Origin of the sequence: Arcicella lustrica, assembly GCF_034930985.1 — a bacterium.
GTDB lineage: Bacteria > Bacteroidota > Bacteroidia > Cytophagales > Spirosomataceae > Arcicella > Arcicella lustrica.
Window position 1 is genome coordinate 135,258 of the sequence record NZ_JAYGIM010000006.1, and the last position, 13,402, is coordinate 148,659.

General features: G+C 35.6%; 9 protein-coding genes. All 9 read right to left on the reverse strand.

The annotated features are described in order from the left end of the window. Nucleotides 1–21: 21 nt before the first annotated feature. On the reverse strand, nt 22–1,590 hold the full coding sequence (locus VB798_RS08440; RefSeq protein ID WP_323257895.1) for a RagB/SusD family nutrient uptake outer membrane protein: 1,569 nt from the start codon (nt 1,588–1,590) through the stop codon (nt 22–24). A 94-nt stretch (nt 1,591–1,684) separates the two neighbouring features. Further along, the gene (locus VB798_RS08445; protein WP_323257897.1) at nt 1,685–4,741 is read right to left on the reverse strand and encodes a SusC/RagA family TonB-linked outer membrane protein; all 3,057 of its coding nucleotides are present in this window, start codon (nt 4,739–4,741) and stop codon (nt 1,685–1,687) included. Between the two features lie 144 nt (nt 4,742–4,885). Beyond that, nucleotides 4,886–5,596, reverse strand: coding sequence for a thioredoxin domain-containing protein (locus tag VB798_RS08450; protein WP_323257899.1), 711 nt, complete (start codon nt 5,594–5,596; stop codon nt 4,886–4,888). A gap of 29 nt (nt 5,597–5,625) precedes the next feature. Beyond that, nucleotides 5,626–6,531 (reverse strand): sterol desaturase family protein, encoded by a 906-nt coding sequence (locus VB798_RS08455; protein ID WP_323257900.1) that lies wholly within the window; start codon nt 6,529–6,531, stop codon nt 5,626–5,628. A 153-nt stretch (nt 6,532–6,684) separates the two neighbouring features. Beyond that, entirely contained in the window at nt 6,685–6,858 is a 174-nt protein-coding gene (locus VB798_RS08460) for a hypothetical protein (protein WP_323257902.1), read from the reverse strand. A 344-nt stretch (nt 6,859–7,202) separates the two neighbouring features. Next, on the reverse strand, nt 7,203–8,117 hold the full coding sequence (locus VB798_RS08465) for a hypothetical protein (RefSeq protein ID WP_323257904.1): 915 nt from the start codon (nt 8,115–8,117) through the stop codon (nt 7,203–7,205). A 419-nt stretch (nt 8,118–8,536) separates the two neighbouring features. Then, nucleotides 8,537–9,421, reverse strand: coding sequence for a formylglycine-generating enzyme family protein (locus tag VB798_RS08470; protein ID WP_323258203.1), 885 nt, complete (start codon nt 9,419–9,421; stop codon nt 8,537–8,539). 355 nt (nt 9,422–9,776) lie between these two features. Beyond that, complete coding sequence (locus tag VB798_RS08475) at nt 9,777–11,405, reverse strand: arylsulfatase (RefSeq protein ID WP_323257906.1); 1,629 nt, start codon at nt 11,403–11,405, stop codon at nt 9,777–9,779. 66 nt (nt 11,406–11,471) lie between these two features. Beyond that, on the reverse strand, nt 11,472–13,076 hold the full coding sequence (locus VB798_RS08480) for an arylsulfatase (protein WP_323257908.1): 1,605 nt from the start codon (nt 13,074–13,076) through the stop codon (nt 11,472–11,474). Nucleotides 13,077–13,402 lie beyond the last annotated feature (326 nt).

The window sequence follows — 13,402 nt, forward strand, 5'->3', positions numbered from 1 at the left end:
CACTCAATCACTCATTAAAGTTTACTTCCAAAGAGTATTCTGTTCTAACAATGGATTATTGTCAATTTCAGATTGAGGAATTGGGTATAATCTATGTTTGTCGGCTGCATTGGTTTTGCCTACTTTGTGCAAATTCGCTACGAAAGAACTCTTTCCTGTAGCATCTTTTTGACGAATTAAGTCGAACCAACGTTGGTATTCAAATACTAATTCTAAACGACGGTCAAGATATAATGCTTCACGAAATTGATCTTTGCTTAGACCTTCCGCAAGGTTGGGCAAGCCTGCTCTGTTTCTTACTTTGTTCAACGATTTGTAGGCTTTTGTCGTTGGACCATTTAATTCATTTTCTGCTTCTGCATGAATTAACAACAATTCAGCATAACGAATAATGGCAACATTGGCAGCCGATTCGTTGGTTGGCGATAATGAATTTGGGTCCCAAGTTTTATTGAAAAATGGCGTTGAATCATTTGGAACAGCTGTATTGACAATCGGTAAAGCGTACTTTCTACCATTTGAAGGACTGGTGAAATTTGTTACAAACGTTACTCTTTTTCTTTTGTCAGTTGGTTGGTACAATTTATAAACGCTGAAGAATTTATCAGCACCAACTGTATAAAAACGAACCATATCGGCATAAGAACCCGTTAATCCCGGAATTGCCGTTAAGATAGAACGTGGATTTTGGTTATTCCCTTGTCCAACTGAATTTGATTTAAATTGCGCTGAGAAAATATGTTCTTTACCATTTTTGGTAGCTGGCAAAAATACATCGGCATAATTTGCAAATAAATCATAGCCATAAGCACCTGTTCCACCATCGGCTGGCGATAATACTTCTTCTGCCTTTTTAACAACATCTGCATAATGTTGTGTAAGATTCAACGGAAAAGAAGCTTTTGTTAAATATACTTTCGCTAAAAGTGCTTTGGCTGCGCCAGAAGTAGCACGTCCAGCATCTGGCGAAGCATAAGTATTAGGCAAAACGCTAGCGGCTTCTGTTAAATCTTTTTCAATTTGTTGATATACAGCAGTTGAAGGAGATTTCGCAACAGCATAATCGTTCGCATTAACATACTTTTGGTAGCTTGTAATCAAAGGAACGTCGCCGTATAAACGTACTAAATTGAAATAATATAAAGCTCTCAGAAATTTGGTTTCGCCTAATAATCTGTTTTTGAGTGTCGCATCAAATTCAATCGTTGGAATTTTCTCTAAAGCAACGTTTGCTTTTTTTATGGCTGCATAGTGCTGTTGCCATAGTTCATAAATACGGAGATTAGCTGATGAATGTGCCAATACTGCCAAAGAACGCACATCTGGATTGGTTGCTCCTGGTCCTGGATCTTCATCATCGCCAGCAAAGTTCATTCCTGTATTGAACAGAGTATTGTAAGGCGTTTGCACAGTACTTCCTCCAGAGTTTAATAAGAAATAAACAGCGTTTACAGCATTGATAGCATCTGTCTGAGTTTTGTAAAATTGTTCTTCTGAAATAATTGATTCAGGGTTTTCTTTTAAGAATGACTTGCAAGAAGTAGCTGAAAAGCCAATACTTGCAAGGGCGATATATTTTAATAATTTCATGGGATTCTAAATTTAAAATGATAATTGGGTATCAGTCATCAGCTTTCGGGCATCGGTAGTTTTCTATCGAAAGCTGATAGCTGATGACCGAAAGCTAAAACGACAACGACAATCCTAATTGATACGATTTGCTGTTTGGATATACACCTTGGTCGATACCTTTATTGATTAAAGATTGTCCGTTCAAACTTACCTCTGGATCATAACCAGTGTAGTTTGTCCAAGTAAGAGCATTTTGTGCCGAAACATAGATTCTCAAGCTTTTGATATTTGCTTTCTTCACAATTTTCGAAGGAATGGTATATCCTAAAGAAACGTTTTTCAAACGATAGTAAGTAGCATCTTCAATAAAACGGTCAGAAATTGTGATGGCAGGATCTTGATACGCCGCTTTCACATCTGTGTTTGTATTAGTTGTTGTCCATCTATCCAATAATACGGTTGAAGCATTCACATAACCTGTTCCTAATTCTAAGTTGGCACGGTTGGCATTGTAAATTTTACCGCCAATTGAAGCTTGGAAGAAAATCGCTAAATCGAATCCTTTGTAATTGAAAGTGTTGGTTAAACCTGCTGTAAAAGCTGGCTGATTTGAAATCACAACTCTATCACCTGCTTGCGTAATTACACCATCTCCGTTGATGTCTTTGTATTTTTGTCCACCCGGGCTTTTGTTCGCTTGCGGAGTAAGTGCTGCATCGCCAGATTGAATAATACCATCTGTTTGATAAACAATAAATGAACCCAACGGATAACCTACTTTAGCAATAGAAGGCGAAGAAATTGAAGGAATAATTTGATCTACGCCCGCACCTAAATCTAAAATTTTATTGCTGTTGTTTGAATACACCAAAGTAGTATTCCATTTCAAATCGCTATCGATGTTATGCGAATTTACGTATAATTCAAAGCCTTGATTGGCTACTGCACCGATGTTTTGGTAAACGACAGAGGCTTGTCCATTGTAAAAATCTGATAAACCAGAAGTACCAGGAACCGTTCTTGTCAACAATAAATCAGTCGTTTTTTTGTAGTAATAATCTGCCACAAGAGTGATTCTATTATTGAAAAGACCAACGTCAATTCCACCGTCGATTTGGAAAGTTTTTTCCCAACCTAAATTCGGATTTGGTACTGAATTAGGTGCATAACCCGAAACGGTTGTATTCGAGAAATTATATCTAAAATAGCTTAATTGTGATAATGATTGATATGAAGGAATATTTTGGTTACCCGTTGAACCTGCACTCAAACGTAATTTAAGACTACTTACATTTTTAATATCTTGGAAGAATTTTTCATTACTTACATTCCAACCAAAGGCTGCCGAAGGGAAATATCCCCATTTATTGCCATCGCCAAATCTTGAAGAACCATCTGCACGCAATGTCAAAGTCAATAAATATTTATCGTCATGAACATAGTTTACTCTTCCTAAATAAGAAGCTAAAGACCACGCACTAGCCAATGAACTTGGTGTTCTTGCTGTAATACCAGTTCCTAAATTATTATAAGAAAAAGCATCAGTAGCAAAACCAGCAGCTTCAGCAACAGTACCTTTCGCTTTTGATTGTTGTGCAGTAAATCCGACTACAGCATTGATTTTATTTTTAGCATCAAGTTCTTTGTCGTAGCTTAATGTGTTTTCATTCAGCCAGTTACTTGTAAATACAGTACCAACAATTGCATTGCCAGAAAGTGCTAAACCTTCAGCAGTACTACTTGGTAAATAACGGTTTTGCTTATTATCAACAATATCAATACCGAATAATACTTTTGCTTTTAAACCATCAGCCAAAGTGTATTCTCCTGCAACGTTTCCTAAAATACGGTTCGTAATTGTTTCGTTTAATTGATTGTATAAAGAGTTTATTGGGTTTTGTAAACCTGATTCAAAAGGGCTGTTTACTACGAAAGTACCATCATCTTTATAAACTGGTAAAGCAGGAGGCGTTAATAATAAGTTAGCAACAATTGCCGCAGGTGCTACTTGTGATTTAATATTACTAACCGAAATATTTGAAGTGATTTTAAAGTTTTTGCTGTAGTCATGGTCTAAACCAAATCTACCTGAATAACGAATGAAATCGGTATTTTGAAGGACACCATCTTGTTTAAAATAGTTTCCAGAAATTGACAATCTTGTTTTATCAGAACCTGAAAGGATAGATAAGCTATGGCTTTGAATAGCCGCCTTTCTAAAAGCAGCCGCTTGCCAGTCTGTTCCCACACCAGAAGTATCTAAAGAATAACCCGAAACAGAAGGAAGTGAAGTTGTTTTCCCTGAGTTTTTAGCAGCGTCTTTTCTTAATGCCCACCACTCTTTTGCATTCAAAACTGGTAAAGTTCTAATTACTTCTTGCACGCCATAATAGGCATCATAATTAATCGAAGATTTTCCTTTTGTTCCGTTTTTAGTCGTTACAATTACAACACCGTTAGCACCACGAGAGCCGTAAATTGCTGTAGCAGAAGCATCTTTCAATACATCAATTGATTCAATATCAGCAGTATTGATGGTTGACAACGGGTTGATTTTTGAACCATTCGTTACTCCAGCATCATTTAAAGAGTAATCGTTATTGATTGGAAATCCGTCGATTACATACAATGGATCTGAACCTGCTGTAATTGAGTTATTCCCACGAATCTGTACACTTACTCCACCGCCAGGCTGACCAGAAGTTTGTGTAACAATTGCACCTGCTACTGAACCTTGTAAAAGACGTTCAACCGAAGCAACAGGTTGTGCTTTGATTTCTAAAGGAACTGATGCAATTGAACCTGTGATGTCACTTCTTTTTTGAGTTCCATAACCAACTACGATTACTTCATCCAAACGTTGACCTTTTGATTCAATTAATGAAATACTAAGGTTTTCAAATTCTACGATTTCAATTTCTTTCTTTTTATAACCAACAAAAGTTGCAAGAATTGTAAAAGGAGGTTTCTGACTAGTTTTCAACGTAAATTTTCCGTTTACATCTGTTGTTACACCTGTAGAAGTTCCTTTTATGGCAATGGCAGCACCGATAATCGGCTCTTTTGTTCTTGAATCAATGATTTTTCCTGTAAGTTGTTGGGCACTGGTTTTCAGAGAAACGAATGCCAAAACCAACATAAAGATTAATTTTAGTAATTTATTATTCATGTTTATTCTATGGATTATATATACTATAAGGCTTCATTCTAACACTCAGAATGGAAGTAAACAGTAAGGATTATGGGGATTTTTTTGTGATTAGAATAATCATCGAATAGAACAGTCTCATTCTATTCGATGATTGATAAAATACTACAAGGCTTGTGCCAGAGCAGTATCCAAAACACCTTTCAATTCAGCAATTCCACTTCTCTCAAAAGTCACTTTTCCGTCTTTGTAAAGAATCAAATAAGGAAATGAAGTAACTCTTTTCAAGGATGCAATTAATTGTGGACTTTCTTCTAATTCGATTTCTACCACTTTTAAAGCATCACTATGTTCTTTCTTTAGGCTTTCTAAAATGGGTTTTACTTTTTTACAAGAACCACAATATTTAGAACCTACATCTACTAATACCAATTTATTTGAAGCAACAATATTGTTGAAATCATTAATGTTCAAGCCTTTTTTAGCAGTTGTAAAAAGTGCTTTTCCATGTCCAACCCATGTGCCGATTCCACCATCAAGTACATATACTTCGTTGAAACCTTTAGTGGCTAATTCTTTTGCAAAAGCAACGCTTCTACCATTTGCGATAGAATACACAAAAACTGGTTGTGCAGGATTGAGTTTTTCAATGAATGAAGCGTCTTGAGGATTTAGATTGACAGCTCCATTAATATGATTTTGAGCAAACTCTTCAGCACTTCTTGCATCAATAATTTGTGCTTTTTGTTGTTTCTGAATTTTTTCAGCAAAAATATCTGCCGAAACCCAGTTCTTTTTGTCAACATCACTTTTCTGAGCAAATACTGAAGTACTCAATATTAATGCTCCAATGATAAATTTTAATGACTTAATCATCTTCGTAAATTTTTAAAATATTGTTAGGGTTAAGCGTACTGTAAAGCAATTTCAGGTTCTACCTCATCGTCCTCGTCTGCTACTTCTGGACCGTTGACTGATAATTCACTACCTTCTTTTTTCGATTTAAAAATTGGCCACAATAACTGTGCATACCATTCTTCGCCTTTGTAATTTTTAATGCCATAAGCTGCTGGGTACTGTCTGGTAATCAAAGCGGTACCGAAAATAATATCCCACAGAAAGAACATATTTCCAAAGTTTCCTTTGTAATGTCCAACGCCATCATCCGCAGAATCTGCATGATGTGCATGGTGTGTGGCTGGGGTTGAAATAGTGCGTTCTAAAACCCATGCAACTGGATGTAGCCATTTGTTTTCGTAAAAAGGTTTATCCCATTTAATACTTGAATGAGCCAATTTTGTAATCAAAGATTTCAAGCCTTTTACAAATAATGCTGGATAACCCAAACCTAAGTAAACCAAAACGGTAGTTACATACGACTGTGAAAAGAAAAGTGTGTAAATAATGTTCTGTCTTGATGCCATCGCCATACCCATGTAAGGTGCCGAGTGATGAGTACGATGAAAACGCCACATAAACGGAACTTGGTGATGTAAACGGTGATACCAATATTGGGTCAAGTCATCATAAATAGCGATGATTAATGCTCCGAAAATAAAGGGAATCCAAGTGAATTCGTTTTTGGCATGTGGTAAAATTAAAGGCAATACTTTTAATCCGAAATAAGTAATGACTGGACCAACCACTAATTTTGGTAAAGTATAACAAGCAATATCTAATAGTTTTTCATTAGTATTCCATTTTTTGCCATAAAGACCCAATGAAAATTCTGCAAAACCTAGTATAAAAGTTAATGCTGTGAGTCCCCAGCCGTTTAAATTTCTAAAGATTTCTTCGATAAAATGCACCATTTTGATTTTCTGTTTAAGGTAAATAAATTAGTACTTTATGTATATAGTTTTAATAGACTAAAAAAGGTGAGAATATTTACTAGCTACAAGAAATATGGAACTGACCATCATGTTTTTTATGAAAAATATCGTAATCTGTATGATTAAAAGCTATTATTCGCTTGCTTTCGCTGAAGTAGTTTGAGAGGTTTTTACTTTATTAAGCCAAGGTTTTTCACCTTTATAATAAAACCATCCCCAAAGCAAAAATACTGGAAGTGCGTAAATAAATAGACTGACAAATGCGTCTCGAGAGATTTTTCGAGCAAGACTTTTTTCTAAGGTCATCTTGTATAAGAGTTATGAATTATGAGTCATGAATTGTGAACTGAGTTCACCGATTCGATTTAAAGTATTGATAAACAGCACTTTGTTTCTGACAGCACGCCGTTTTTTTAACAGATGATACTTGATATCGTTAAAGGAAATTTAATTTAATAAATGTTCTACCAACAGAATTCCTCCTGTAAGAATAGAAATAGGAATAATAAAGACAAGAATACTGATAAGTACTTTTTTCCCAATTGTGCTAAAATCTTGAAGCGTCATGATTGATTATAAATTTAGGTTAAGCGTTTCATCAATCTATAATCTATAGACTGATGAAACAGCATCAGGTAAGCTGGAAAGGGTTAATTTTTATTTTTTAAAGCATTAGATTCTACATAAGCACTTTTATTTTCGCTTACTTCGCCCAAGCCTACAAAGCCTAAATCTTTTACAAAAGCCTGTCCTTCATGTTGAGTCCAAGAAACAAAACGCTTCAATTCTTCATTTTCAGCATTTTTGTTAGTGATAAAATAAACGTTTTCTGTAGGAATAGCTTTATTGTTCGGATTCTTTTCTAAGAAAGAAATCAATTGGTCTAAATTACCATAGATTTGCTCGTCTTTATCTAATTTTCCATTACTGTTAATATCAATTGGGAAGATGGTAAAGTCTTTCAAAGGTTCTCTGGTTTGTAAATTATACAAGTAACCTAGGTTATTATACGTAATTCCTAATGGGTCACGTTTGATGGCTTCTAAAAGATTTTTGTCATCGCCAGTAATTCCTTTTCCAACAATATTTTCAGCATCATCGCCCAAGTAACTAGCAAATGAGATTGAAGCACAAACTTTGCTGGCACGAGTATAAATTTGATATTTTGCAGCGTCTTTGTCTTGTTCCAAGGCATCTTCTGGATCTTCCAAGAAGTACTTTTTTAGTTCTTCTTTTTTAACGCCTTTTTTAATGGCTTTTTCTGCTAAAGGATTTTTTTCGTTTCCAACTGGCAATAATGCAAATCGACTTACGGGCGTGATTTGTTTGTCATCTCCAAAAGCAGTTGGTTCAGCACGGTAGGCAATAATCTGAATGGTAACAGATTCTCCTGCATTGCTTGCTAATTGTACATCCGCTTTAGGATATGTTTTTTTATACTCAGTAATCCATTTTTCGATGAGGGGATAAGTAAAGCGTGTGCCACTTAAACTTACTTTGCTGTTTTGAGCATTACTTGCTACTGCTCCTAATAAAAGGAAAAGACCTGTTAGTTTTGCTTTCATTTTTTGATCTGTTTACGTTTAAAAACATGTAAATAATTGTAAGGAATAAGCATAACAACACTTTAAGCTTCATGACAAAGCATCAAAAGTATCTAGCCTAAATAAGATTTAATAATTGAGTTGGGATTTTAGCTATCGACAGCAACAGCAAGAAAATGACGCAAGAGATTGAACCACCTTGAGTGTGAAGTCGTGACCATTATTTTTTGAGCATTCCATTTTGTTAACGCTTAATTAAATGTTACGGTAAACTAGGTAATCATACTTTGTTGGTGGCTAACAAGATGATTACGATAAAATTATAAGTCTATAATTTCGATAGACAAAGATGGTTTATTGTTTTTAAATATCCAAATATTTTCAGCAAATTATTGTATATTTTTTTGTCAATTTGCTGAAAATCAATGTTGTCTAAAAAATTAATTTTTATCTTTCACACATCTGAAGCCTAAGTTATTACTAGCACTACTTGTTTCACCTTTGCCACGGCTTCCTGCAACATAACGCACACAGTATTGATCGCTACATAAAAATGAACCGCCTCTTTGCACGTGTTTCTCTACATTGGGTTCTTCAGGGTCATAGCTTGAACTAGGACCTTTTGGATTAAGCTTCGGACTACTTTTGTAATAATCAGGACGATACAAATCGCTACACCATTCCCAAACATTTCCATCCATATCGAATAAACCATAAGGATTTTTCGGGAAAGTTTTAGTAGGAGCAAGTTCTTTATAGCCATCTTCAACAGTATTTCCACTTGGGAAATTACCTTGATAAATATTCGCAACCCATTTATTATTAGGCTTTAAAGTATTTCCCCAATAATATCTTCCCGAAGTTCTTCCACCTCTTGCAGCAAATTCCCATTCTGCTTCGGTAGGTAAACGCTTACCCGCCCATTTTGCATAAGCCACAGCATCTTGATAACAAACTTGTACGACGGGTTCATTTTCATGTCCTTTAACAGTACTGTTTGGTCCTTTTGGATGTTGCCAATTAGCACCTGCCACATACTTCCACCATTGTAAATGATTGTTCAAACCTACATTTCCTGCGGGTGGAGTAAATACTGCTGAACCCGGCACTAAATTTTCTTTAGGTACTCCTGGATAATCTGCTGGATTTAATGGCCGTTCGGCAACTGTTTTATAACCCGTTGCTTTTACGAATTGTGCAAACTCAGCATTTGTTACTTCATGCTCATCCATCAAAAAAGCTTTGACAGTTACTGCATGTTTTGGCTGTGCATCTGGATACTCATCACTTCCCATTACAAAAGTGCCTCCGGGAATTTCTACCATGTTTTGTAGCTTTCCTTCTTTGCTAGCAACAATACTTGTTTTATCTGTAGCAAATTTATTTTTAACAAAAGTTGGACTTTTTACCTTACAAACTGTGATTTTAGCATCAATAGTAGGTTTTTGCTGTACAGTTTGGGCATTTCCATTAGAAATCAACCAAGCGAAACCACTGATGCCCAAAATTGTATAAATTACTTTTTTCATATTAGTAGCTTTGAGCCATGAGCTTTGAGTTAAGTATCAGTTACAGTTACGTATTTTGAATTAGGACTCTCCGAAAGATTTAATATTATATCGGCTTGAAGATTTTCCTGCAAAAATACCCTTAAATTTTATTTCAACGCTCTAGTTTGATTTATTTACTTTTTCTTACAGGTAAAAGTGGCGTAGCAGGTTTGATATTATCATAATCAACCACACCGTTTTGGACTGCCCATTTGAAATAATCGTTTGAAAGTGCATCTACCACCAACGGATTTTTGGCTGCTACATTTTGTGTTTCGCCTCTATCTTTATCAATATCAAATAATTGCCATTGGTAAGAAGGATAAATAGAAACTAATTTCCATTTGCCTTTTCTTACGGCTCTGTTGCCTGCTCTTTCCCAGAAAATACCTTCTTCTCTTTGTAATTCTTTGTTTTCAAAAAGTAAATTGGTCAAACTTTTCCCGGGTAATGGATTGGTTTTTAATCCATTAAATGTCTCAGGATATTTCGCTTCCGCTAATTCGTAGAAAGTAGGAGCTAAGTCGATTAAGTGCGCTGTTCCTTTGTTGATACTTCCTCCTTTGATTTTTTTAGGAAACCAAGCGATGAATGGCGAGCTAATTCCGCCTTCGAAGGCAAAAGATTTGAAAGAACGAAATGGTGAATTTGATAAAAATGACCAGTTTTTACCTTGTGATTCAAAAGAACCAGAAGTACCTACTGGTCCAGAGTTTTTACCAACTTTATCGCCCCAATGTGCTACGTCTTCAGCGGGTGCTCCGTTGTCTGAAATAAAAACAATTAAAGTATTTTCATCTTGTTTTAGTTCTTTCAAGCTTGTTAATAATTTGCCAATTCCTTGGTCAACTCTGTCGAGCATGGCGGCATACACTTCCATTTTAGCTTTCCAAAGTTCTTTTTCGTCATAAGTAAGATTATCCCATTCTGGAATTTCAGTGTCTTTTTCTGCAACGGTTTGTTTTTCGTCTAATAAACCTAAAGATTTTAATTTAGCTAAACGATTTTTTCTCAGTGCATCCCAGCCTAAATCATACTTTCCTTTGTATTTGGCTATATCTTCTGGCAAAGCTTGTAATGGCCAATGCGGAGCAGTATAAGCTAAGTACAAAAAGAATGGTTTTTCACTTTGATTTTGTTCGCTGATAAATTTAATCGCATGATTTGTTACTTCATCAGTGAAATAATAAGAGTTCGGTTTTGGATGAATTTGTTGGTTATTTTCAATCAATGCTACTGGATATGGTTTTCCGAGTGGAATATCTTCAGCATCAAAATAGTTCGCACCGCCACCTAAAATTCCATAAAATTGGTCGAAGCCTCTTTGGGTTGGCCACACAGATTTGTCTTTTCCTACGTGCCATTTTCCCGAAAGAAAAGTATTATAACCTGCGGTTTTAAGTACTTCGCCAAAGGTTAAAGATTCTTTGTTTAAAAATCCTTGATAGGGCGGTAAGCCCAAATCTATATCGAAATAACCGATACCAGCTTTGTGTGGATACTGACCTGTAATTAAGGAAGCACGAGTAGGCGCACAAATAGAATTATTATAAAATTCTTTTAATCTGATTCCTTCAAAGGCTAATTTGTCAATATTTGGCGTGTTGATTTCTGAACCATACGCACCGAGGTCTGAGTAACCCATGTCGTCCACCATTACTAAAATGATGTTGGGCTTTTTGGTTTGGGCAAAAGTATTTGGAATGGATAAGCTCAAGCCAAGCAAAAGGCTTATCCAAGTAAATGATTTATTTTTCATAAGAATTTGTCAATTTTTAAAACAAAGCTAAAGGCTCAAAGCTCAGAGCTTAAAGCTTAAAGCTCCCTAAAATCTCGTACCGTTTCCGATTTGAACTGCTGGTTTGATTTTATCGTAATTTTCTACATTATTTTTCTTTGCCCAAGTTTCATACTCGGCAATGAGTGCTTTTACCACGTCTGGATTTTTACCTGATAAATCTGTTGTTTCGCCACGGTCTGAGTCCAAATCATAAAGCTCCCATCTTTTTTCTGGATATGTAGAAACTAATTTCCATTTACCTTTTCTTACGGCTCTATTGCCACCACGTTCCCAGAAAATAGGTAATTCTCGGTTTAATTCTGTTCCTTCAAGTAATACATTTTTTAAGCTTACTCCTGCTAATGGATTGGTTTTTAAACTATTATAATTTTCTGGATATTTTGCTCCAGCGAAATCATAAAAAGTTGGGGCTAAGTCAATTAAATGTCCTGTTCCACGAGCGATACTTCCAGCTTTGATTTTTTTAGGGAACCAAGCGATAAATGGCGAGCTGATTCCGCCTTCATGGAAATTGTTTTTGTAAGAACGAAACGGTGTATTTGAGAGTGAAGCCCAACTTTGGTCTTGATATTCATACGAACCTGATGAACCAATTGGACCAGAATTTCTTGAACGTTTTCTGCCTAAAGGTGCATAACCACCCTGAGCGCCATTATCAGAAATAAATACAATCAGTGTATTTTCGTCTTTTTTCAATGCTTTCAATTTAGCTAAAACTCTACCTACATTTTGATCAACTCTATCAAGCATGGCAGCGTAAACTTCCATTTTTCTTTGCCATAATTGTTGTTCGTCATAAGTAAAAGAATCCCATTTTGGTACGTCTTCATCACGAGTAGCGATGGAGTGTTTTGGGTCAACCAAACCTAATTCAATTTGCTTTTTGTGACGAATCGTTCTTAGCGAATCCCAACCTAAAGCAAATTTTCCACGATATTTCGCAATATCTTCTGGCAAAGCTTGTAAAGGCCAATGTGGAGCGTTGTAAGCCAAGTATAAGAAAAATGGCTTTTGTGTTTTCTGCTGTTCTTCGATGAATGAAAGTGCTTTATCGGTAATGGTATTGGTTAAATACTCACCTTCTTTTAAAGTAATTCTCTTATTGTTTTCGACTAACTCTACAGGAACATCTTTTGCATCGGCATAAAAATTACTTGCACCACCGATAAAACCGTAGAATTTATCAAACCCTCTTTGGTTCGGCCAATACAAACTATCGTTGCCAACATGCCATTTTCCTGAAAGAAAAGTATTATAGCCTGCGGTTTTTAGTACCTCACCAAATGTTAAAGATTCTTTGTTCAAAAAACCTTGATACGCTGGCAAACCTAAATTTACGTTGAAATAGCCAACACCAGCTTTATGAGGATACTGACCAGTAATTAATGAAGCACGAGTAGGAGCACAGATGGAATTATTGTAAAACTCTTTGAGTCTGATGCCTTCAAAAGCTAATTTGTCAATATTGGGTGTGCTGATTTCTGAACCATAAGCACCAATATCGGAATAACCCATGTCGTCCACCATGACTAAAATGATATTTGGGGGCGTGTTACTTTTTTTCTTTTGACTGAAAGCAGAAAAACCAACAGAAAAAAGACTCAGCAAAAGGATAAGTTTGATTTTCATGAAATATTATTCTATTTAAACGATAGAAATAGTCTTTTAAAATGATGTTTGAATTGGCTGAAAAAGAGTATCCTCCCAAAATTTACGGTTGGATGATAATTTTCAACAAAAAGATTCTGTGGTTGATGTTGACTAGCAACAACAACAAAGTTGATTTGAATAAATGGAAGAAACCGCCATAGGAATAACATCCCGACATTTTTGAAAAATGCGTAATTCGTTTAAGTTCATGGTTGAAATTTACTCTGAATTATATTTACTCGCTGGTGGCTAACAAGTAAAATACGTTAAAATTATTATTAGTCTATAATTTCGATAGGCAAAGT